Source organism: Streptomyces sp. NPDC037290 (assembly GCF_055603245.1).
The window spans coordinates 232,483-252,467 of the sequence record NZ_JBVJVZ010000010.1; the positions used below are offsets into that span (position 1 = coordinate 232,483).

Genomic DNA, 19,985 nt, shown 5'->3' on the forward strand with positions numbered 1-19,985 from the left:
AAACCTTCCCCGCGCTCCCGGAGCGCACGGAGTTGCCCCAACCGCAGCCGGGCACGGCAGGTGCACACCTCAACAGTAGGCCGCGGAAGGCTTCCACGGGCACCGGTCGTCGGCGGTTGCCCGAATACGCCCGGGCCACCCGTATGCAACTGATATGCGCCGATCGGGTGGCCTTCAACCGCTACTCCCCGGTCGGAAGCGCGACTTCGGCCGCCGCGTCCGGGCCCTGCTCCAAGAGGACCGCGAAACCGTCCTCGTTCAGAACCGGGACCTTCAGTTGCATGGCCTTGTCGTACTTCGATCCCGGGTTGTCACCCGCGACGACGAACGAGGTCTTCTTGGACACCGATCCGGTCACCTTGGCGCCCCGGCTCTGCAGTGCCTCCTTGGCGCCGTCCCGGGTGAAGTTCTCCAGGGTGCCGGTGACGACGACCGTGAGCCCCTCCAGCGGGCGGGGGCCCTCCTCCTCGCCGGTCGACTCGTCCTCCAGCGAGACACCGGCGGCCTTCCACTTGCGGACGATCTCGCGGTGCCAGTCCTCGGCGAACCACTCCTTGAGGGCGGCGGCGATGGTCGGGCCGACGCCGTCGGTGGTGGCCAGCTCCTCCTCCGTGGCCTGTTCGATGCGGTCGACGGAGCGGAACTCGCGGGCGAGGGCCTGGGCGGCGACCGGTCCGACGTGCCGGATGGACAGGCCGTTCAGGAATCGGGCCAGCGGGCGGGACTTGGCCGCCTCGATGTTCTCCAGCAGCGCGAGGGTGTTCTTCTTCGGCTCGCCCTTCTGGTTGGCGAAGACCGTGACGACCTTCTCCTCGCCGGTCTTCGGGTCCCGCTTGGGCAGACCGCTGTCGGGGTCGAGGACGTACGCCTTGATGGGCAGCAGCTTCTCCACCGTCAGGTCGAACAGGTCGCCCTCGTCCACCAGCGGCGGGTCGGCCGGTTCCAGCGGGCGGGTGAGCGCGGCGGCCGCCACCGCGCCGAAGTTCTCGATGTCCAGGCACTCGCGGCCCGCGAGGTAGGAGACGCGCTCGCGCAACTGGGCCGGGCAGGTACGGCCGTTGGGGCAGCGCAGGTCCACGTCGCCCTCCTTCATGGGCCTGAGCGGTGTGCCGCACTCGGGGCACTCGCCCGGCATCACGAACTCCCGCTCGCTGCCGTCCCTGAGGTCGACCACCGGGCCGAGGATCTCCGGGATGACGTCACCGGCCTTGCGCAGCACGACCGTGTCCCCGATGAGGACGCCCTTGGCCTTGACGACCTCCTGGTTGTGCAGGGTGGCGAACTCCACCTCGCTGCCGGCGACCGTGACCGGCTCCACCTGGGCGTACGGCGTGACGCGGCCGGTGCGGCCGACGCCGACCTTGATGTCGACGAGCTTGGTGTTGACCTCTTCCGGCGCGTACTTGTAGGCGATCGCCCAGCGCGGCGCCCGCGCGGTGGAGCCGAGGCGGCCCTGGAGCCGGATCTCGTCCAGCTTGACGACGACACCGTCGATCTCGTGCTCCACGGAGTGGCGGTTCTCGCCGTAGTGGGCGATGAACTTCCGTACTCCGTCGAGGTCGTCGACCACGCGGTTGTGCGGGGAGGTGGGCAGGCCCCAGGTCTTCAGCAGGTCGTAGGCCTGGGAGAGGCGGGTCATGCCCGTGAAGCCCTCCAGGGCGCCGATGCCGTGGACGACCATGTGCAGCGGGCGGGTGGCGGTGACCCGCGGGTCCTTCTGGCGCAGGGAACCGGCGGCCGCGTTGCGGGGGTTGGCGAACGGCTTGTCACCGGCCGCGACCAGGCGTTCGTTCAGTTCGAGGAACTTCTCCATCGGGAAGTAGACCTCGCCGCGGATCTCCACGAGGCCGGGCACCTCGTCGCCCTGCAGGCGGTCCGGGATCTCCGTGATCGTGCGGACGTTCGGGGTGATGTCCTCGCCGGTGCGGCCGTCGCCGCGGGTGGCCGCGCGCGTGAGCCGGCCGTTCTCGTACGTGAGGTTGACCGCGAGGCCGTCCACCTTCAGCTCGGCCAGGAAGTGGTACTCCTGGTCGCCGAGTTCGCGTGCGATGCGCTCGGCCCAGGCGGCCAGTTCCTCGTCGTTGAAGGTGTTGTCGAGCGACAGCATCCGCTGGCGGTGCTCGACCGCGGTGAACTCCGTCGCGTACGACCCCGCGACCTTCTGGGTCGGGGAGTCCGGGGTGCGCAGCTCCGGATACTGCTCCTCCAGGGCCTCCAGGGTCTTCAGGAGCCGGTCGAACTCGGCGTCGCTGATGACGGGAGCGTCCTTCACGTAGTACCGGAAGCGGTGCTCCTCGATCTGCTCAGCGAGCTGCGCGTGCTTGTCACGTGCCTCGGCGGGCACTGCCGTCTCCGCCTGCTGCTTGTCGCCGGCCACCGTGTCGTCCTCCCGTTACTCTGGGTTGTCCGCGAGGGATCTCGCCGCCTGGACGCAGTGGGCGAGCGCCTGGCGTGCGTAGGCCGGGGTGGCCCCCGCCAGACCGCAGGCCGGGGTGACCGTGACCGCCTCCGCGAGCAGCCCCGGGTGCAGACCCAGCCTGCGCCACAGCGTCCTGACACCCATGACGCTACCGGCAGGGTCTGACAACGGCACTTGAGTGCCGCTCACGACACCGGTGAACAGCCGGGTCCCGCCCTCGACGGCTTCGCCGATCGCGTCGTCGTCACGTTCGGTGAGGAGGGCGAAGTCGAAGGAGACCGCGGCCGCACCGGCGCGCCGCAGCAGTGCGAACGGCACGTCGGGGGCGCAGGAGTGGACGACCACGGGTCCGCCGTCCTGTGCCCCGATGACGTCGCGCAGGGTGGCCTCCACGACCTGCCGGTCCACGGCCCGGTGCGTGCGGTAGCCGCTGGCGGTGCGCACCTGTCCGCGCAGGACGGCGGTGAGGGAGGGCTCGTCGAGCTGCAGGACGAGGCGGGCGCCCGGCACGCGGCGCCGTACCTCCGCGAGGTGGAGCCGCAAGCCCTCCACGAGCGAGGCGGCGAGATCACGGCAGGCGCCGGCGTCGGAGAGCGCGGACTCACCGTTCTTCAGTTCCAGCGCGGCGGCCAGCGTCCACGGCCCGACCGCCTGCACCTTGAGGTCGCCCTCGTACCCCTGGGTGAACTCCTCGAAGGCGTCCAGGTCCTCCCCCAGCCAGGAGCGCGCCCGCTTGGTGTCCCGGCCCGGCCGGTCCCCGATCCGCCAGCCGCTGGGCTCCACGCGCGCGTACAGCTCGACGAGCATCCCCGCGGTGCGGCCGATCATGTCGGCGCCGGGTCCGCGCGCGGGCAACTCGGGCAGGAACGGAAAGTCCTCGAAGCTGCCGGTGACGGTCTTGGCGGCCTCGCGGGCGTCCTCTCCGGGCATGGACCCGACACCGGTGGCCCCGGCAAACGTGATCTGGCTGTTTTCGCTCACCAGGGAAGCCTACGGAACCCCCCGGCCGGGGTCAGCGCCCCGGCCGCACCGTCAGGTCGTTGACCTCCGCGTCCCTCGGGAGATCCAGTGCCATGAGGATCGTCGTGGCGACCGACTCGGGGTCGATCCACGCGCCGGGGTCGTACTCCTTGCCCTCCTGCTGGTGGACCTTGGCCTGCATGGGGCTGGCCGTGCGGCCGGGGTAGACCGAGGTGACCCGGACGCCGTTCGCGTGCTCCTCGTGGCGCAGGGAGTCGGCGAGGGCCTTCAGGCCGTGCTTGGAGGCGGCGTACGCGGACCAGCCGGCGTGGGCGCTCAGGCCGGCACCGGAGTTGACGAAGATCACATGGCCGCGGGCGGCGCGCAGCTGGGGCAGGAGGTGCCGGGTCAGCTCGGCGGGGGCGATCAGGTTCACGTTGAGCTGGTGGCGCCAGGACTTGGGGGTCAGGTCGCCGACCTCACCCAGGTCGACGACTCCTGCGATCTGGAGGAGGGAGTCCACCCGGTCCGGGAGGGTCTGGTGGGAGAAGGCCCAGGAGAGCTTGTCCGGGTCGGCCAGGTCGCCGACCAGGGTACGGGCGCCGGGGAACTCGGCCGCCAGTTCCTTCGCGCGGCCCGCGTCGCGCGCGTGCAGGACGAGTTCGTCCCCGCGCGCGTGCAGACGGCGGGCGACGGCCGCGCCGATGCCCGAACCGGCACCGGTGATCACATGTGTAGCCATGCCCGCCATGCTCGCATCAGTGCACGCCGAGCTGCTCCTCCAGGTACGCCAGCGCGCCGACCGGCTCCTCGGCGAAGAAGACCAGCTCGGACAGCGGGCGGGGCAGGAAGCCCTCGTCCTCCATGCGGCGGAACTGCTGCTGGAGGCCGTCGTAGAAGCCCGCGGTGTTCAGCAGGACGACCGGCTTGTCGGTGCGGCCGTGCTTCTTCAGCTCCAGGATCTCGGTGGCCTCGTCCAGCGTGCCGGTACCGCCCACCATGATCACCACGGCGTCGGCCTTCTCCAGCAGCAGCTTCTTGCGTTCGGCGAGGTCGGCGGCGATGACCATCTCGTCGGCGCCGGGCCACACCTTGTTGGCGAGGAATTCCACGGACACGCCCAGCAGTCTGCCGCCCGCCTCGTGCACCCCGTCGGCGACGACCTTCATCAGACCGACGTTGGAACCGCCCCACACCAGGGTGTGCCCGGCCTTGCCGATCAGTTCCGCGAACTCGCGCGCGGGGCGCGTGTACCGCTCGTCGAGGTCGGCGGCGGACAGGAAGACGCAGATGTTCATGGCCCCTACCGTACGACCCCGGTCCGGGGTCTCCGTCGTACGCGGGAAGAAGAACGGGCCCGCCGGTGCTGTCCCGTCATGAGCCAAGGACACACGATCACCGTCGAACAGGGCGAGCGGCACGTGCGCGTGGTGCACGGCGACCAGGTGCTCGCGGAGACCGACCGGCCGCTGGTGCTGCGCGAGACGGGCTGTCCGGTGCGGTACTACATCCCCGCCGAGGACGTACGCGTCGATCTGCTGACCCCCTCCGACACGCACACCGTCTGCCCCTTCAAGGGCACCGCGTCCTACTGGTCGCTGCCGGACGCGCCCGACCTGGTCTGGGCGTACCCGGATCCCAAGCCGGACGTCGCCGGGATCAAGGATCACTTCTGCTTCTACGAAACCGACGTGTCGTGAGCGATGAGCCGATGCCGGTGCGGCAGTCTGCACGGGCATGGACAAGAAGACGACTTCCCGCGACGGCACGTCCCTCGCGTACGAAGTGATCGGCCAGGGGCCCACGGTGGTCCTGGTGAGCGGCGCGATGTCCACCGGCGGCACCGTGGCACCCCTGGCTCAGCGGCTCGCGGACCGCTGCACGGCCGTCGTCTACGACCGCCGGGGCCGCGGCGAGAGCGGTGACACCAAGCCGTACGCGGTCGAGCGCGAGGTGGAGGACCTGGCCGCGCTGATCGACGCCGTGGGCGGCGAGGCGGCGCTGTTCGGCGTCTCCTCGGGCGGCGCGCTGGTGCTCGAGGCGGTGGCGAGCGGGCTGCCGGCCGCCCGGGCCGCCGTCTACGAGGTGCCGTACGCCGACTTCCTGCAGGGCGGCGCCGAGCGGGAGGCGACGTACAAGGAGCAGCTGGACAAGGCGCTCTCCGAGGGCCGCCGGGGGGACGCGGTGGAGCTGTTCCTGCGGCTGACGGGCCTCGGCGAGGAGGTCATCCGGGGCGCCCGGCAGTCGCCGATGTGGGCCGGCATGGAGGCCGTCGCGCCGAGCCTCGCGTACGACGACGCGGTCATGGGCGACGGCCTGCTGCACCGGGACCGGCTCGCGGCGATCTCCGTGCCCGTGCTGGTGGTCGCGGGCGGGGCGAGCCCGGACTGGATGCGCGAGGCGAACCAGGAGATCTCCCGGGCGGTGCCGCAGGGCGCGTACCGCGAGCTGGAGGGCCAGACCCACATGGTGGAGCCGGACGTGCTGGGGCCGGTGCTGGCCGGGTTCCTGACGGAGTAGCCGCGGCCAGGGCCTGTCCGGCGGATCAGCCCTGGACCGCTGCGGCGGTCGCGCGCGTGGTCGTCGCGATCGTCGCCGAGCCCACCACGCGCGTGCCGTCGTACAGGACGATCGCCTGGCCGGGGGCGACGCCGCGGACCGGCTCGGTGAAGGTCACGCGCAGCTCGCCGTCGACCGGTTCCGCGGTGACCTGGGTCTCGCCGCCGTGGGCGCGCAGCTGGGCGGTGTAGGCGCCAGGGCCGGTGGGGGCGGTGCCGCACCAGCGGGGCTTGATCGCCGTCAGCGCGCTCACGTCCAGGGAGGCGGCCGGGCCGACGGTCACGGTGTTCGTCACCGGGGAGATGTCGAGGACGTAGCGCGGCTTGCCGTCGGGGGCCGGGGTGCCGATCCTGAGGCCCTTGCGCTGGCCGATGGTGAAGCCGTAGGCGCCCTCGTGCGTGCCGACCTTGGCGCCGGACTCGTCGACGATGTCGCCCTCGGCCTTGCCCAGCCGGCCGGCGAGGAAGCCCTGGGTGTCCCCGTCGGCGATGAAGCAGATGTCGTGCGAGTCGGGCTTCTTGGCCACGGCCAGGCCCCGGCGCTCGGCCTCGGCGCGGATCTCCTCCTTGGTGGTGACCGTGTCGCCGAGCGGGAACAGCGCGTGGGCGAGCTGCTTCTCGTCCAGCACACCGAGGACGTACGACTGGTCCTTCGCCATGTCGGAGGCGCGGTGCAGCTCGCGGGAGCCGTCCTCGCGGACGACGACCTTGGCGTAGTGGCCGGTGCAGACCGCGTCGAAACCGAGGGCGAGGGCCTTGTCGAGCAGCGCGGCGAACTTGATCTTCTCGTTGCAGCGCAGGCACGGGTTGGGGGTGCGGCCGGCCTCGTACTCCGCGACGAAGTCCTCGACCACGTCCTCGCGGAAGCGGTCGGCGAGGTCCCAGACGTAGAAGGGGATGCCGATGACGTCGGCCGCGCGGCGGGCGTCGCGGGAGTCCTCGATGGTGCAACAGCCCCGCGCGCCGGTCCGGAAGGACTGCGGGTTCGCGGAGAGCGCGAGGTGGACGCCGGTGACGTCATGGCCGGCTTCCGCGGCACGCGCGGCGGCGACGGCGGAGTCGACTCCACCGGACATGGCGGCGAGGACGCGGAGGGGGCGCTGCGGGGTCTCAGTCATAGCCCTTCCAGGGTACGGGGCGGCGGGATTCGGGCACGCAGCTGATACGGGAGCGAGATACCTGAAAAAATCAAGGTCTAGGCTCTTTTTTGTCCGGTAGGTGCGGTTCTATCCTGAATGTCAGACCTACGGGACGAGTGAGGGAGTTCAAGCGGAGTAGCCGACTTCAGCGAGAGATACATGATCTCTTCAACGAGAGGTACACCGTCTCCGCTGGTGCCGACATCGACGCTCGGGCTGAGAGGCCAGAAGGTCGCAAGGACTGGACCCGACGGCGACCCCCATCACCTGATCCGGACAATGCCGGCGAAGGGAACCCGCCTCGTAGGTCGCTCATGTGCCCCGGCGCGTTCCCCGGCGTCCGCTCGCTCGCGTCTCAGCTGAGCCCCGCCGCCCGCGCCCGCTCCACCGCCGGGCCGATCGCCTCGGCGACCGCCTCGACGTCCGCCTCCGTGGAGGTGTGGCCGAGGGAGAAGCGCAGGGTGCCGCGGGCCAGGTCCGGGTCGGTGCCGGTGGCGAGCAGGACGTGACTGGGCTGGGCGACGCCCGCGGTGCAGGCGGAACCGGTCGAGCACTCGATGCCCTGGGCGTCCAGCAGGAGCAGCAGCGAGTCGCCCTCGCAGCCGGGGAAGGTGAAGTGCGCGTTGGCCGGCAGGCGGCCCTCGGGCGCCGGGTCGCCGCCGAGGATCGCGTCCGGTACGGCCGCACGGACGGCGTCGATCAGCTGGTCGCGCAGGGCGCCGATGTCACGGGCGAACCGCTCGCGGTGTTCGGTGGCGAGCCGGCCGGCGACGGCGAAGGAGGCGACGGCGGGGACGTCGAGGGTACCGGAACGGACGTGCCGCTCCTGGCCGCCGCCGTGCAGGACGGGTACGGGGGTGTGGTCACGGCCGAGCAGCAACGCGCCGATGCCGTACGGCCCGCCGATCTTGTGGCCCGAGACGGTCATCGCGGCGAGGCCCGAGGCGGCGAAGTCGACCGGCACCTGACCGACGGCCTGCACCGCGTCGGCATGCATCGGAATGCCGAACTCGGCCGCCACCTCGACGAGTTCACCAACCGGCAGGATGGTGCCGATCTCGTTGTTGGCCCACATCACGGTGACCAGCGCGACGTCGTGGGGGTTGCGGGCGATCGCCTCGCGCAGGGCGTCGGGGTGGACGCGGCCGTAGGAGTCGACGGGGAGGTACTCGACCGTCGCGCCCTCGTGTTCGCCGAGCCAGTGGACGGCGTCGAGGACGGCGTGGTGTTCGACGGGGCTGGCAAGGACGCGGGTGCGGGCCGGGTCGGCGTCGTGGCGGGACCAGTACAGGCCCTTGACGGCGAGGTTGTCGGCCTCGGTGCCGCCCGAGGTGAAGACGACCTCGCTGGGGCGGGCGCCGAGCGCTTCCGCGAGGGTTTCACGGGACTCCTCGACCGTGCGGCGTGCCTGGCGGCCGGATGCGTGGAGGGAGGAGGCGTTGCCCGTGATGCTCAACTGGGCGGTCAGGGCCTCTGCCGCCTCCGGGAGCATCGGGGTTGTCGCGGCGTGGTCGAGGTAAGCCATGGTGCGCCCGATTCTACGGCCCCCGCACGGTCGGCCTCGGCTGCGAGGTCCTTTGAGCGAGGTCGCCCTGCCCGTGCCCGGGACGACTGCCCACGGCGGTGGCCGTCCGGTCGCCCCGTCGTCCTCGGGGCTCCGACTCGGTCAGCCGGTGGCTCGGGGGGTCACAGGCTCCACGACAGGGTGTGGGAGACCTGCATCGCGATGGCCAGGACGGCCAGGTCGGCCACGCCGAGGGTCAGGCCCAGCAGGGCTCGGCCACGGCGGGTGGTGCCGCGCCACAGGGACACGGCGGCCAGCACGATCGCGGTCGGGCCGAGGAAGATGTTGAGGACGAGCAGGCCGAGAAGGCCGAGGATGAAGGACGCCACGGCCATGCCGTCGGCGTCGCGGGTGGCCGGCCGGGTGTCGTCGCGGCTCGTGACCGGTGCGGTGAGTTGCATGGTGCTCAGCTCCTGGAAGTCATGACGGACGGTCAGTTGGCCGACGTGCGACGCCGGCGGCCGTGGCGCTCGCGGAGCGCGAACACGCCGAGCCACACGGCGATGCCGGCGGCCACGACGGCGGTGACGGTCAGCGGCGCGTGGGCGACGGTGCCCAGCACGACACCGAGCAGCATGAGTGCGGCGACGAGGAACAGCATGGGATCGGATCCCCCCTCCTGGATGCCTCGTATGGGGCCGGTGTGAAATTTCGGTGAACAGTTGTAGTAACAGTTGTTCACTGACTTCTACTCTAACGCCCTCCACGGCTTTTCAATTCCAGAGAACAGTTGTTAACTGGATGACATGAGTCACACCCTCGGTATTCGGCAGGCCCAGAAGCAGAAGACCCGGCAGGCGTTCCTCGACGCGGCGCTCGCGCTGCTGGAGGAGCAGAGCCTGAGCAGCCTGGGCCTGCGTGAGGTCACCCGGGCCGTCGGCGTCGCTCCGACCGCCTTCTACCGGCACTTCCGCTCGACCGCCGACCTCGGGGTGGCACTGGTCGACGAGGCGCTGGGCAGCCTGCACCCGATGGTGCGGACGACGGTGTCCACGACGGGCGACAGCGAGGAACGCATCACACGCGCCATCGAGTTGATCGCCCGTCATGTGGACGCGTACCCCGCACATGTCCGGTTTATCGCCCGCGAACGACATGGCGGGGTTCAGCCGGTCCGGGAGGCCATCCGTGCCCAACTGGTCCGGTTCGCCGAGGAGGTCAAGGCCGAGCTGGCCAACGATCCCGAGGCCACGGGGTGGAGCGACGACGACCTGCTGATGCTCGCGCATCTCTACGTCGACCAGATGCTCATCACCGCGTCACTGTTCCTGGAGGCCCTGGAGGCCCCGGCGCAGGAGCGGGAGCGCGTCACCCAGCTCGCCACCCGGCAGCTGCGGCTCATCAGCATCGGCCGCAGCCACTGGGCGGCCTGAGCCGCCGGGCTCCGGGCTTGAGCCCTGCCGAGCCTGCCCGCGCCGGCCCGCCCCCCGGTCTGCCCGGCCTGACCACCCGCCTGACCGCCACCCGGACCTCCGCAGCCGCCGCCCTGAGCGCCACCGGGGCCGCCCTGCCCGCCCTGAGCGCCGGGCGCACCGCTCGGCAGGCCCGACGGCGTACCCGCGGCCACCCCCGAGGGCAGCCCGGACGGCGTGCCGGTCGGCCTGGTGGTGGACACGCCCGAGGGCGCACCGAAGGGAAGCCCGCTCGGGCACCGGGCCGTGCCGCCCGTGGGCATGCCGGACGGCGACTGACAGTCCTGCCGCTGCCCGGACCCGCCCCCAGAGCACGAGGACGACGAGCCGCACGCGGTCAGCAGCAGCGGGCTCAGCGCCGGCAGGGCGACGGCGGGGGCGATGCCGTGTCAGGAGCCCCGCTGGTACAGAGCCGTGACGGAACGGACCGCCGCCAGCAGTTCCGCGCGGGCCTCGGGCGGGTCCAGCAGCTCCACCTGGTCGGAGAACACCAGGAGTTGGCGCACGGCGGAAAGCGCCGGGTAGGTCAGCCGGGCGGTGACCCAGTCACTCGCGCCGTCGTCGTCGGGCAGCGCGGTCAGCGCGGCGGCCGTCAGCCGCTGGAACATGTCGAGCCGCTCACGGCGGACCCGCACGGTGACCTCGACGCCGCCCTGCCGTTCCTCCACCTGGCGCCGCAACGCGTCCCAGGTGTCGGCGAGTTCGGCCCCCGGCCGGCGCCGTACCGGCTCGTCCAGCGGGCGGGCCGAGCGGATCCGGTCGGCCCGGAACAGCCGGGGCGTCCCGCGCCGGTCGGCGACCAGGTACCAGACCCCGGCCTTGGCGACCAGGCCGTACGGGTCCACGGTGTACGTCCGCGGCTCCCGCTCCCCGCTGTGCCGGTAGCGCAGCCTGAGGCGCCGGTCGGAGAACACCGCGTCCTGCAGCACCGCCAGGTCGACGGCCCGCTGGGGGCCGCTCTTCCAGCGGGTGGCGTCGATCAGGATGCGGCGGCTGGTCACCTCGGCGGCGGGCCGGTACGGCGCCGGCAGCGCGGCCATCACCTTGCGCAGGGCCGAGCCGAGGGCCGCGTCGAGGCCGAGCGCGGCGTGTGCTCCCTGGGCGGCCAGGATGAACAGGGCACGGGACTCGTCGGCGGTCAGTCCGGTGACGTCGGTGCGGAAACCGGCGAGGAGTTCGATGCCGCCGTGCCGGCCGCGCTCGGCGTACACCGGGACGCCGGAGGCCGACAGGGCCTCGATGTCCCGGTAGATGGTGCGGACCGAGACCTCCAGCCGGTCGGCGAGTTCGTGCGCGGGGACGCGGCCCCGGGTCTGCAGGAGCAGCAGGATCGACAGCAGCCGGTCGGACTTCACGCGCCCAGAATCCCGCCCGCGACGAGCTCCTCGCAAATGTTGACGGTCGTTGTCAGGTTATCCCGCGATGCTCGGCGCACCGACTCACGAAAGAGGCATCGCATGACCACCACCGGCTTCACCGACCCGCGCCCCGTCTACGTCCGTGCCACCGAGCAGGCGGCGGCCCTCATCAAGGCCGTGCGTCCGGAACACCTCACCGCCCCGACGCCCTGTGCCGAGTTCGACGTACGGGCCCTGCTCGGGCACATCGTCGGCGGCACCCGGCGGATCGCGGTGGTCGGCGAGGGCGGCGACGGAATGGCGGTGGAACCGACCGCCGCCGGGGTCGCGGACGACAGCTGGGCCGCGGCCTACGACGAGGTGCGCGTCCGCGTCCTGAAGGCCTGGGAGAGCGACGAGCGGATGACGTCCCCGGTGCGCGTGCCGTGGGGCGAGGTACCGGGCCACGCGGCGCTCTCCGGCTATGTGATGGAGATCGTGACCCACACCTGGGACCTCGCCGAGGCCATCGGCCACGCGGGCGGCCTCGACCCGGAACTCGCCGAGTACGCACTCGGCACCGCCCGCGCGGTGCTTCCCGACTCCCGGCCGCGGGACGCGCAGACCCCCTTCGGCGCCCGCCGCCGGGCCCCCGAGGGGGCCGGCGTCCACGCGGAGCTGGCCGCCTGGCTGGGCCGCGCCCCGCTCAGCCGAGTCTGACCCGGGCCAGCTGGCGGGACTGGGCCACCAGGCGGTCCTCGCTGTCCCAGACCTCGGCGTCCTCCTCCAGGAAGCCGCCGGCCAGGTTGCGGGTGGTGATGGACACCCGCAGCGGACCGGGGGCCGGGCGGCGGCGGACGTGGACGGTGAGTTCCACCGTGGGGACCCAGCCCTTGAGGCCGATCTCGAACGCGGTGGGCGGCAGCGCGTCCACCGCGAGGAGGAGGGAGAGCGGGTCGGCGTCACGGCCGTCGGCCAGGCCGAACCAGGCGCGCATCTCCCCCTTGCCGGAGGGCGCGCCGAGCGCCCAGCCCAGGGTCGAGGGGTCCAGCTTGAGCATCAGACGGTCGGCGATCGCCGAGCTGCCCTCGACGGGGGCGGGGCCGTCGTCGGGGCCGAAGCACTGCTCCGGCGGCGGGATCGCGGGGGGCGTCGCGGTCGTACGGACGTCGTCGGGGAGGGTGGCGAGGTCGCCGTAGGAGGCGAGGACGCGGATGCGTTCGACCTCGTTGCCCTCGTCGTCGTACTGGAAGAGCGAGGCCTGGCCGGTGGAGAGGGTACGGCCGGTGCGGATCGTGTCCGTGCGGACGACCGCCGGGCCGGGCTGCGACGCGGTCAGGTAGTGCGCGGAGACGGTGAAGGGATCCGGGTGCGGGAGGGTGTCCGCGAGGGCCCGGCCGAGCACGGCCAGCAGATAGCCGCCGTTGACGGCGCTGATGATCGTCCAGCCGGCCGAGAGGTCGATGTCGTAGACACCGGGCTCGCGCCGGATCACCGCGGTGTCGCGGTCGAACTCGCTGTCGCCGATCACGGCCCGCGACGGGGAGGGGGCGGAAGCTGCTTCTGGCATGGGTGAACGGTACAACAGGAAATTACTAAGCGGTAGCTTTTCAGGGAGTCGCCCAGTCAACCGCAGGCCATCAGATCCCTCTGTCGGGTGAGGTTCCGGCAATTTCTCGGTAAGTGCCCCGACTCGTCCACAACCTCGAACCCCTGATTCCCCTCTATGGGGACATGAGCCTCACCGGGACTCCGTTCCTCTACACGACCATCGTGCTGGCCGTGGTTGCACTGATACTGCCGCTCGTCCTGTGGTCGCGGGTGCGCGGGCCCAAGGCCCTGCGTGCCGCGGCCCGCGTGCTGATGCTGCTGTTCGCCCAGGGCACCGCCGTCACACTGATCTTCGTTCTGGTCAACAACCAGAACAACCTGTACGACAACTGGGCCGATCTGCTCGGCACCGGCAACCACGTCCAGCAGGCCCAGGACCTGGGCCGGGACGGCACCGGCGGCATAGCGGTGAAACGGTTGCCCAAGGTCAAGCAGACCTTCACGGCGGCCAGCGGGCCCGGCATGCAGGCGGCCGGCGGAGTGCGCGTCACCCAGCTCAAGGGCCGGGTCTCGGGCGTGAACGCCGAGGTCTACGTCTGGCTGCCGCCGCAGTACAACGACCCGGCCTACCGCAACAAGAAGTTCCCGGTGGTGGAGCTGCTGCCGGGCTACCCCGGTTCGGCGAAGGCCTGGTTCGGCTCCATGAAGACGCACGAGCAGCTGCTGCCGCTCATGCAGAGCGGTCAGGTGGCGCCCTTCATCCTGGTCGCCCCGCGCACCAACCTGCTGGCCGGCGTGGACACCGGCTGCGCGAACATCCCCGGTCAGGTCAACGCCGACACCTGGCTCAGCATCGACGTGCCGAAGATGGTCACGGACAACTTCCGCGCCCAGCCGGCACCGAAGGGCTGGGCCGTGGCCGGGTACTCGGCGGGCGCCCACTGCGCGGTCAAGCTGGCCGTGGCGCACCCCGACCGCTACCGGGCCGCGGTGAGCCTGTCCGGCTACAACGACCCGATCGGCGAACGCAACTCCCTCGCCGCACAGAGCCCGACCCTGCGCGCCGAGAACAACCCCTACCTGCTGCTGAAGAAGCGGGCCGTGCCGCCGCCGATCGCGCTCTACGTCTCCGGCGAGTCCGGCGACGGCTACCAGGCGGGTATGGCGCTGGAGTCCATCGCCAAGGCACCGACGACCGTGCACGTGGTGTTCCTGCCACGCAGTGCGGGCGGCCACAACATGGCGCTGTGGCGGCCCCAGGTCGACACGGTGTTCCGCTGGCTGACGCTGCAGATGGGCCAGAACCGCGCCAAGGGCCAGGACCGTTCTCTTACCGGAACCGCGGGTTCTCTTACCGGGAACGCCGCCGGAACCACCGGCACTACCCCTCGGTCACCGTCGACCGGCGGTTCCACGCGCGCGGAGCTCGCCAGTGGAACCGCATCGCGAGCAGGCGCAGCACGAAAGCCGTGACGGCGGCGAGCCCACTGGTGAGGGGGGTCAGGGCGTCGTAGCGAATGCACAGCACCACCATCGTGGCGCCGACCATCGCTGGGACCGCGTACAGGTCGCGGTCCCAGCGCAGCAGTGAGGGCACCTCGTTGGCGAGCACGTCGCGCAGCACACCGCCGCCCACCGCGGTGGCGAGCCCGAGCGTCGCCGACGCGGTCAGACCGAGGCCGTAGCTGTACGCCTTCGTCGTACCGCTGACGCAGAACAGGCCGAGTCCGGCCGCGTCGAAGACCAGCACCGCCGCCTGGATGCGCTCCACGTGCGGGTGCAGGAAGAACACGACCAGTGCGGCGAGCAGCGGGGTGACGAAGTACCCGAGGTCGGTGAAGGCGGCCGGGGGCACGGCGCCGATGACCAGGTCGCGGAACAGCCCTCCGCCCAGCGCGGTGACCTCGGCGAGCACGGCGATGCCGAACACGTCGAAGTTCTTCCGGACGGCCAGCAGGGCGCCGGAGATCGCGAACACGAAGATGCCGACGACATCGAGCGTGTGCTGGACGGAGGGACTGAAGAGTTGCTGGAGCTGCACCTCGGTATTCTCACCTGTCGCCGGGCGTGAACCTTACAAAGCCAGGCTCACAGGGAGGGTTTCCCTGTGGTGAACAGCCAGGTGTCGAACAGGTCGTCCAGTTGCTTCCCGCTGACGCGCTCGGCGAGGCGGATGAAGTCGGCGGTGTTCGCGTTGCCGTACCGGTGGAGAGCGGTCCAGGCGGGGAGCAGCCTGAAGAAGGCCTTGTCGCCGATGCGCTCGCGGAGCACCTGGAGCGTCATCGCGCCGCGCTGGTAGACGGCGGAGGCGAACATCGTGTCGCGCTGCGGGTCGGCGACCTTGACCTTCCAGAAGGACGAGTCGGCCGCGATGGCGTCGTAGGCGGCGAGGAAGGAGTCGTGCGCCGAGCGGGTGCCCTTGTGTTCGGCCCACAGCCACTGGGCGTAGCTGGCGAAGCCCTCGTTCAGCCAGATGTCCTTCCACCGGCGCACGCTCACCGAGTCGCCGAACCACTGGTGGGCCAGCTCGTGCACGATGGTCGACTCGTTGCGCACGGCCGAGTAGGCGGGCTTGCTCTGCACCTCCAGCGAGAACCCGGCCTCGGGCATGTCGTCCACGATGGCGCCGGTCTCCTCGAACGGGTACGGCCCGAACACCCGCGACCAGTAGTCGGTCGCGGCGGCGGTCACGGCGTACACGTCGACCTTGTTGCTGTTCTTCAGCACCGGGTCGACAGCGACGTAGACCGGGATGCCGCCCGGGGTGCGGCCGGTGCGCACGTCGAACTTCCCGATGGTCGCGGTCGCGAGGTAGGTCGCCATCGGCTTCGACTCGCGCCAGTGGGTGTACGTCGAGCCGCCCTTGTCGTGCGTCGACAGCAGCCGGCCGTTGGAGACGGCGGTCAGGCCCTTCGGCGCCCTGATCCGGATGTCGTAGGTGGCCTTGTCGGAGGGGTGGTCGCTGGACGGGAACCAGGTGGAGGCGGCGTTGGGTTCACAGGCGACGAAGACGCCGTCGGCGGTCTTCATCCAGCCGTACTTGGAGCCGAACACGATGGGCCCGCCGAGGGGCTGGGGTGTGCCGCCGTAGGTGACGGTCACCCGGAAGTGCCGGCCCCGGGCGAGGCTGTGCCGCGGGGTGATGACGAGTTCGTCCCCGTCGCGCGTGAACGTGGCGCGTCTGCCGTCGACCGCGACGGAGCTGACGTCCAGCTGCTGCAGGTCCAGGTCGAAGGAGGACAGGTTCTGCGTGGCGCGGGCGGTGAGGGTGGTACGGCCGTCCAGGCGGCCGGTGCCGGGGGCGTAGGCGACGTCGAGGTCGTAGTGCAGCGCGTCGAAGCCGCCGTTGCCGAGCCGCGGGAAGTAGGAGTCGCCGATGCCGGGGGCGCCCTGGGTGGGGGCTGGGGCCGCGGCGATGAGGAATAAGGAGGCCACCGCGGTCGCGAGGGTCCCCAGACGTGCCGAACGGGAGAGTGCCATCAGTCGTCCCTTTCCAGCGTGCCGATCAATGGCCGGACACGGACGACTGTGCACTCTCCCGCTCGGGCATGTACATGACTTTGCCCAGTTGTCATGCGCTACTTGTCGGTTGACTCCTGGGACTCGGAACCAGACGCGGCACCGGGCTCGGACTCGGACGCTTCGGCAGCCTCCTCGGCCGCCGGCTCGGCTGCCTCCTCGGCCGTCTCCTCCGCCAGCACCGCCGCCACCGCCGCCGACGTCTCGGCCGACTCCGCGAGGACCTCGTCGGCGACCAGCTCGGCCGCCTCCTTCGCGGCGGTCAGCAGGACCGTGTCCTGCGGAGCCTGGTCCGCGAAGTTCTCCGGGTGGTGGCAGGCGACCCGCTGACCCGGCCTCAGCTCCAGGAGCGCGGGCTCGGTGGTCTTGCAGATCTCCGTCGCCTTCCAGCACCGGGTGTGGAAGCGGCAGCCCGAGGGCGGCGAGATCGGCGAGGGCACGTCGCCCTTGAGCAGGATGCGCTCGCTCTTCGCGTTCTTCCGCTTCGGGTCCGGGATCGGCACCGCCGACATCAGCGCCTTGGTGTACGGGTGCATCGGCGCCTTGTACAGCGCGTCCCGGTCGGCGAGTTCGACGATCTTGCCGAGGTACATCACCGCGATGCGGTCCGAGACGTGCCGGACGACCGAGAGGTCGTGCGCGATGATCACGTACGTCAGGCCGAGTTCCTCCTGGAGGTCGTCCATGAGGTTCACGACCTGCGCCTGGATCGACACGTCCAGCGCGGAGACCGGCTCGTCCGCGACGACCAGCTTCGGCTTCAGGGCGAGCGCGCGGGCGATGCCGATGCGCTGGCGCTGACCGCCGGAGAACTCGTGCGGGTAGCGGTTGTAGTGCTCGGGGTTGAGGCCGACCACCGACAGCAGCCGCTGCACTTCCTTCTTGATGCCGCCCTCGGGCTCGACGCCCTGGAGCCGGAACGGGGCCCCGATGATCGTGCCGATGGTGTGGCGCGGGTTCAGCGACGAGTACGGGTCCTGGAAGATCATCTGCACGTCGCGGCGCATGGGACGCATGCCGCTCACGCCGAGGTGCGTGATGTCCTTGCCCTCGAACTCGATGCTGCCGGCGGTCGGTTCGAGCAGCCGGGTGATCAGCCGGCCCATCGTCGACTTGCCGCAGCCCGACTCGCCCACGACACCGAGGGTTTCACCGGAGCGGACCTCGAAGTCGATGCCGTCGACCGCACGCACGGCCCCGACCTGCCGCTGGAACAGGCCCTTCTTGATGGGGAAGTGCTTCTGCAGCCCGGTCACCTTCAGCAGGGTCTCGCCGGGCGCGGCGTCCTTGGTGAGGGTGGCCGTACCGGAGGTCTCCTCGGCCACGCCGTCGCCGTCGCTCTGGGCAGGGATGCTCACTGCCTCGTCCTTGGCCTTCTCACTCACAGCTTCGGCGCAATCTCTTCGGTCCAGATCCGTTCCCGCTGCTCCTGCGACATGTGGCAGGCGGCCCAGTGGTTGTCACCGACCCCGGTCAGCTCCGGGCGGACCGTGCGGGTCAGGTTGTCCTTCGGGACGTCGGCGTACGGGCAGCGCGGGTTGAAGGCGCAGCCGGACGGCACGTTGATCAGCGAGGGCGGGGAGCCCTTGACCGGGATGAGGCGCTCCTGCTGGTCGCGGTCCAGGCGCGGCATCGAGCCGAGCAGACCCCAGGTGTAGGGGTGGCGGGGCTCGTAGAACACCTTCTCGGCCGGACCGCGCTCGACGCAGCGGCCGCCGTACATCACCAGGATGTCGTCGGCCAGTTCGGCGACGACGCCCAGGTCGTGGGTGATGATGATGACCGCGGAGCCGAACTCCTTCTGCAGGTCGCGGATGAGGTCCAGGATCTGCGCCTGGACCGTCACGTCGAGCGCGGTGGTCGGCTCGTCCGCGATCAGCAGCTCGGGGTTGTTCACGAGCGACATGGCGATCATGGCGCGCTGGCGCATACCGCCGGAGAACTCGTGCGGGTAGTTGTCCACCCGCTTGTCCGGCTGCGGGATGCCCACGCGGTCGAGCATCTCGACCGCACGGCGCTTGGCGGTCTTCTTGTCGACGTCGTGGTGGGTCCGGTAGGCCTCCACGATCTGGGCGCCGATCGTGTAGTACGGGTGCAGCGCCGACAGCGGGTCCTGGAAGATCATCGCCATCTCCCGGCCGCGCAGCTTGCGCACGTGGTCGGGGTCGGCGGAGAGCAGCTCGGTGCCGTTCAGCCAGATCTCACCGGAGATCTGCGCCTTGCGCTTGCCGTACTGGCCGGCGGTGTGCAGGCCCATGATGCCGAGCGAGGTCACGGACTTGCCGGAGCCCGACTCGCCCACGATGCCGAGGGTCTTGCCCTTCTCCAGCTGGAAGCTGAGCCCGTCGACGGACTTCACCAGACCGTCGTCGGTCGGGAAGTGCACCTTCAGGTCGCGCACCTCCAGGAAGGAGGTCGACGCGGGCGAGGAGCTGGTGGGCTCGCCCACGGCCGCTCCGGTCTTGCTGAGTTCGGTCATGAGAGCCTCACTCGGGGGTCGATCACGGCGTACAGGATGTCCACCACGAGGTTGGCGATCAGCACCGCGAGGGAGGTGATCAGGGTGACACCGAGGATGAAGGGGAGGTCCTGGTTCTTGATCGCGTCCAGCACCTTCTGGCCGAGGCCGGGCAGGCTGAACGTGGTCTCGGTCAGGATCGCGCCGCCGATGAGGGCGCCGAGGTCCATGCCGAGCATGGTCAGGATGGGGGTCATCGTGGAGCGCATGGCGTGCTTGCCGATGACGACCTGTTCCTTGAGGCCCTTGGCACGCGCCGTGCGGATGTAGTCCTCACCGAGGATCTCCAGCATGGTGGCGCGGGTGATGCGCGCGTACATCGCCGCGTAGAGGAAGGCCAGCGTGATCCACGGAAGGATCATGCCGCCGAAGTAGCCCGTGAAGCTCGAGCTGAGCGGGACGTACTGGGCGTCGATCAGGTTCAGGCCGTAGCTGAAGATGGCCAGCGACAGCAGACCGGTGAAGTAGATCGGCAGCGAGACACCGCCGAGCGCGACGACCATCGCGCCGCGGTCCCACAGGCTGCCCCGCTTGAGGGCGGAGAGGACACCCGCCGCGACACCGAAGACCAGCCACAGCACGGCCGCGCCGAGCGCGAGACCCAGGGTCACCGGGAAGCGGTCGGTCAGCACCGGCCACACGGCCTGCTCACTGCGGAAGGAGTAGCCGAAGCACGGCGCCGCGCAGTGGGTGACATCGCCGCCGGCCGAGTAGGTACGGCCCACGAAGATGCCCTTGAAGAACTCCCAGATCTGGACGTAGACCGGGTCGCCCAGACCCAGCTTCTCCCGGACCGCCGCGACGGCGGCCGGGTCGGCCTGCTTGCCGACGAAGCTCGTGGCGATGTCGACGCCCGCCCACTTGGGGACGACGAAGAAGATGCAGAAGACCACCGTGATGATGACCACCAGCATCACTGCGGCGGCGAACAGCCGCCTGATGAGGTAAGCGAGCACAGCTTACGGCCCGCCGCGGACCGCGGGCCCCGGAGGTCGTCCGGGGGCCCGC

General features: G+C 70.8%; 20 protein-coding genes. 5 read left to right on the plus strand and 15 right to left on the minus strand.

Going from position 1 to position 19,985, the window contains the following annotated elements:
• Positions 1-181: 181 nt before the first annotated feature.
• From ligA to ACZ7HQ_RS30750, 4 genes are read right to left on the minus strand one after another with little or no spacing between them, the layout of a single operon-like run.
• On the minus strand, positions 182-2,377 hold the full coding sequence (ligA, locus tag ACZ7HQ_RS30735; protein WP_470996791.1) for an NAD-dependent DNA ligase LigA: 2,196 nt from the start codon (positions 2,375-2,377) through the stop codon (positions 182-184).
• Between the two features lie 15 nt (positions 2,378-2,392).
• Positions 2,393-3,400, minus strand: a complete 1,008-nt coding sequence (locus ACZ7HQ_RS30740; protein WP_470996794.1) for a methionine synthase — start codon at positions 3,398-3,400, stop codon at positions 2,393-2,395.
• 31 nt (positions 3,401-3,431) lie between these two features.
• Positions 3,432-4,130: an SDR family oxidoreductase gene (locus tag ACZ7HQ_RS30745; protein ID WP_470996796.1), complete on the minus strand. Its 699-nt coding sequence runs from the start codon at positions 4,128-4,130 to the stop codon at positions 3,432-3,434.
• A gap of 7 nt (positions 4,131-4,137) precedes the next feature.
• Positions 4,138-4,677, minus strand: coding sequence for an LOG family protein (locus tag ACZ7HQ_RS30750; RefSeq protein ID WP_470996799.1), 540 nt, complete (start codon positions 4,675-4,677; stop codon positions 4,138-4,140).
• A gap of 78 nt (positions 4,678-4,755) precedes the next feature.
• Here ACZ7HQ_RS30750 and ACZ7HQ_RS30755 point away from each other — a divergent pair, with 78 nt between their 5' ends.
• The gene (locus ACZ7HQ_RS30755; protein WP_470996802.1) at positions 4,756-5,079 is read left to right on the plus strand and encodes a DUF427 domain-containing protein; all 324 of its coding nucleotides are present in this window, start codon (positions 4,756-4,758) and stop codon (positions 5,077-5,079) included.
• Between the two features lie 37 nt (positions 5,080-5,116).
• The gene (locus ACZ7HQ_RS30760; protein ID WP_470996804.1) at positions 5,117-5,899 is read left to right on the plus strand and encodes an alpha/beta fold hydrolase; all 783 of its coding nucleotides are present in this window, start codon (positions 5,117-5,119) and stop codon (positions 5,897-5,899) included.
• 25 nt (positions 5,900-5,924) lie between these two features.
• Here the strand turns inward: ACZ7HQ_RS30760 and mnmA are convergent, their stop codons facing one another.
• The 4 genes from mnmA to ACZ7HQ_RS30780 all read right to left on the minus strand — a co-directional run bounded on the left by mnmA (position 5,925) and on the right by ACZ7HQ_RS30780 (position 9,241).
• Positions 5,925-7,055: a tRNA 2-thiouridine(34) synthase MnmA gene (gene mnmA / locus ACZ7HQ_RS30765; RefSeq protein ID WP_470996807.1), complete on the minus strand. Its 1,131-nt coding sequence runs from the start codon at positions 7,053-7,055 to the stop codon at positions 5,925-5,927.
• Between the two features lie 376 nt (positions 7,056-7,431).
• Positions 7,432-8,601 carry a cysteine desulfurase family protein gene (locus tag ACZ7HQ_RS30770; RefSeq protein WP_470996810.1) on the minus strand — a complete coding sequence of 390 codons (1,170 nt, stop codon included), beginning with the start codon at positions 8,599-8,601 and terminating at the stop codon, positions 7,432-7,434.
• Between the two features lie 161 nt (positions 8,602-8,762).
• A complete protein-coding gene (locus ACZ7HQ_RS30775) occupies positions 8,763-9,041 on the minus strand; it encodes a DUF4190 domain-containing protein (protein WP_470996813.1) in 279 nt (92 codons plus the stop codon).
• Between the two features lie 32 nt (positions 9,042-9,073).
• Positions 9,074-9,241, minus strand: a complete 168-nt coding sequence (locus ACZ7HQ_RS30780) for a hypothetical protein (RefSeq protein WP_470996815.1) — start codon at positions 9,239-9,241, stop codon at positions 9,074-9,076.
• 145 nt (positions 9,242-9,386) lie between these two features.
• Between ACZ7HQ_RS30780 and ACZ7HQ_RS30785 the strand changes: the two genes are divergently transcribed.
• Entirely contained in the window at positions 9,387-10,013 is a 627-nt protein-coding gene (locus ACZ7HQ_RS30785; protein ID WP_470996817.1) for a TetR family transcriptional regulator, read from the plus strand.
• Between the two features lie 428 nt (positions 10,014-10,441).
• Here ACZ7HQ_RS30785 and ACZ7HQ_RS30790 read toward each other — a convergent pair whose 3' ends face one another.
• The gene (locus tag ACZ7HQ_RS30790) at positions 10,442-11,407 is read right to left on the minus strand and encodes a helix-turn-helix transcriptional regulator (RefSeq protein ID WP_470996820.1); all 966 of its coding nucleotides are present in this window, start codon (positions 11,405-11,407) and stop codon (positions 10,442-10,444) included.
• Positions 11,408-11,509: 102 nt separating this feature from the next.
• On the opposite strand from ACZ7HQ_RS30790, the gene ACZ7HQ_RS30795 reads away from it, so the two are divergent.
• Positions 11,510-12,109, plus strand: a complete 600-nt coding sequence (locus ACZ7HQ_RS30795; protein WP_470996823.1) for a TIGR03086 family metal-binding protein — start codon at positions 11,510-11,512, stop codon at positions 12,107-12,109.
• Here ACZ7HQ_RS30795 and ACZ7HQ_RS30800 read toward each other — a convergent pair.
• Positions 12,096-12,959 (minus strand): thioesterase family protein, encoded by an 864-nt coding sequence (locus tag ACZ7HQ_RS30800; RefSeq protein WP_470996825.1) that lies wholly within the window; start codon positions 12,957-12,959, stop codon positions 12,096-12,098. The genes ACZ7HQ_RS30795 and ACZ7HQ_RS30800 overlap by 14 nt on opposite strands.
• Before the next feature lie 164 nt (positions 12,960-13,123).
• Here ACZ7HQ_RS30800 and ACZ7HQ_RS30805 point away from each other — a divergent pair, with 164 nt between their 5' ends.
• Entirely contained in the window at positions 13,124-14,413 is a 1,290-nt protein-coding gene (locus ACZ7HQ_RS30805; RefSeq protein WP_470996828.1) for an alpha/beta hydrolase, read from the plus strand.
• Here ACZ7HQ_RS30805 and ACZ7HQ_RS30810 read toward each other — a convergent pair.
• From ACZ7HQ_RS30810 to ACZ7HQ_RS30830, 5 genes are all read right to left on the minus strand, one after another.
• On the minus strand, positions 14,322-14,981 hold the full coding sequence (locus ACZ7HQ_RS30810) for a trimeric intracellular cation channel family protein (RefSeq protein WP_470996831.1): 660 nt from the start codon (positions 14,979-14,981) through the stop codon (positions 14,322-14,324). The two genes, ACZ7HQ_RS30805 and ACZ7HQ_RS30810, sit on opposite strands and share 92 nt — an antisense overlap.
• Before the next feature lie 47 nt (positions 14,982-15,028).
• The gene (locus ACZ7HQ_RS30815) at positions 15,029-16,420 is read right to left on the minus strand and encodes a M1 family metallopeptidase (protein WP_470996834.1); all 1,392 of its coding nucleotides are present in this window, start codon (positions 16,418-16,420) and stop codon (positions 15,029-15,031) included.
• 98 nt (positions 16,421-16,518) lie between these two features.
• Positions 16,519-17,817 (minus strand): ABC transporter ATP-binding protein, encoded by a 1,299-nt coding sequence (locus ACZ7HQ_RS30820; protein WP_470996837.1) that lies wholly within the window; start codon positions 17,815-17,817, stop codon positions 16,519-16,521.
• Between the two features lie 23 nt (positions 17,818-17,840).
• Positions 17,841-18,938 carry an ABC transporter ATP-binding protein gene (locus ACZ7HQ_RS30825; protein ID WP_470996840.1) on the minus strand — a complete coding sequence of 366 codons (1,098 nt, stop codon included), beginning with the start codon at positions 18,936-18,938 and terminating at the stop codon, positions 17,841-17,843.
• Positions 18,935-19,933 (minus strand): ABC transporter permease, encoded by a 999-nt coding sequence (locus tag ACZ7HQ_RS30830; RefSeq protein ID WP_470996843.1) that lies wholly within the window; start codon positions 19,931-19,933, stop codon positions 18,935-18,937. Before ACZ7HQ_RS30830 ends, ACZ7HQ_RS30825 begins: the two co-directional genes overlap by 4 nt.
• Positions 19,934-19,985 lie beyond the last annotated feature (52 nt).

Coding starts and splice junctions, on each gene's coding strand:
- ACZ7HQ_RS30745 (WP_470996796.1), bottom strand. CDS start 4,130: ATGGCGGGCATGGCTACACATGTGATCACCGGTGCCGGTTCGGGCATC.
- ACZ7HQ_RS30750 (WP_470996799.1), bottom strand. CDS start 4,677: ATGAACATCTGCGTCTTCCTGTCCGCCGCCGACCTCGACGAGCGGTAC.
- ACZ7HQ_RS30755 (WP_470996802.1), top strand. CDS start 4,756: ATGAGCCAAGGACACACGATCACCGTCGAACAGGGCGAGCGGCACGTG.
- ACZ7HQ_RS30760 (WP_470996804.1), top strand. CDS start 5,117: ATGGACAAGAAGACGACTTCCCGCGACGGCACGTCCCTCGCGTACGAA.
- mnmA (WP_470996807.1), bottom strand. CDS start 7,055: ATGACTGAGACCCCGCAGCGCCCCCTCCGCGTCCTCGCCGCCATGTCC.
- ACZ7HQ_RS30770 (WP_470996810.1), bottom strand. CDS start 8,601: ATGGCTTACCTCGACCACGCCGCGACAACCCCGATGCTCCCGGAGGCG.
- ACZ7HQ_RS30775 (WP_470996813.1), bottom strand. CDS start 9,041: ATGCAACTCACCGCACCGGTCACGAGCCGCGACGACACCCGGCCGGCC.
- ACZ7HQ_RS30780 (WP_470996815.1), bottom strand. CDS start 9,241: ATGCTGTTCCTCGTCGCCGCACTCATGCTGCTCGGTGTCGTGCTGGGC.
- ACZ7HQ_RS30785 (WP_470996817.1), top strand. CDS start 9,387: ATGAGTCACACCCTCGGTATTCGGCAGGCCCAGAAGCAGAAGACCCGG.
- ACZ7HQ_RS30795 (WP_470996823.1), top strand. CDS start 11,510: ATGACCACCACCGGCTTCACCGACCCGCGCCCCGTCTACGTCCGTGCC.
- ACZ7HQ_RS30800 (WP_470996825.1), bottom strand. CDS start 12,959: ATGCCAGAAGCAGCTTCCGCCCCCTCCCCGTCGCGGGCCGTGATCGGC.
- ACZ7HQ_RS30805 (WP_470996828.1), top strand. CDS start 13,124: ATGAGCCTCACCGGGACTCCGTTCCTCTACACGACCATCGTGCTGGCC.
- ACZ7HQ_RS30815 (WP_470996834.1), bottom strand. CDS start 16,420: ATGGCACTCTCCCGTTCGGCACGTCTGGGGACCCTCGCGACCGCGGTG.
- ACZ7HQ_RS30825 (WP_470996840.1), bottom strand. CDS start 18,938: ATGACCGAACTCAGCAAGACCGGAGCGGCCGTGGGCGAGCCCACCAGC.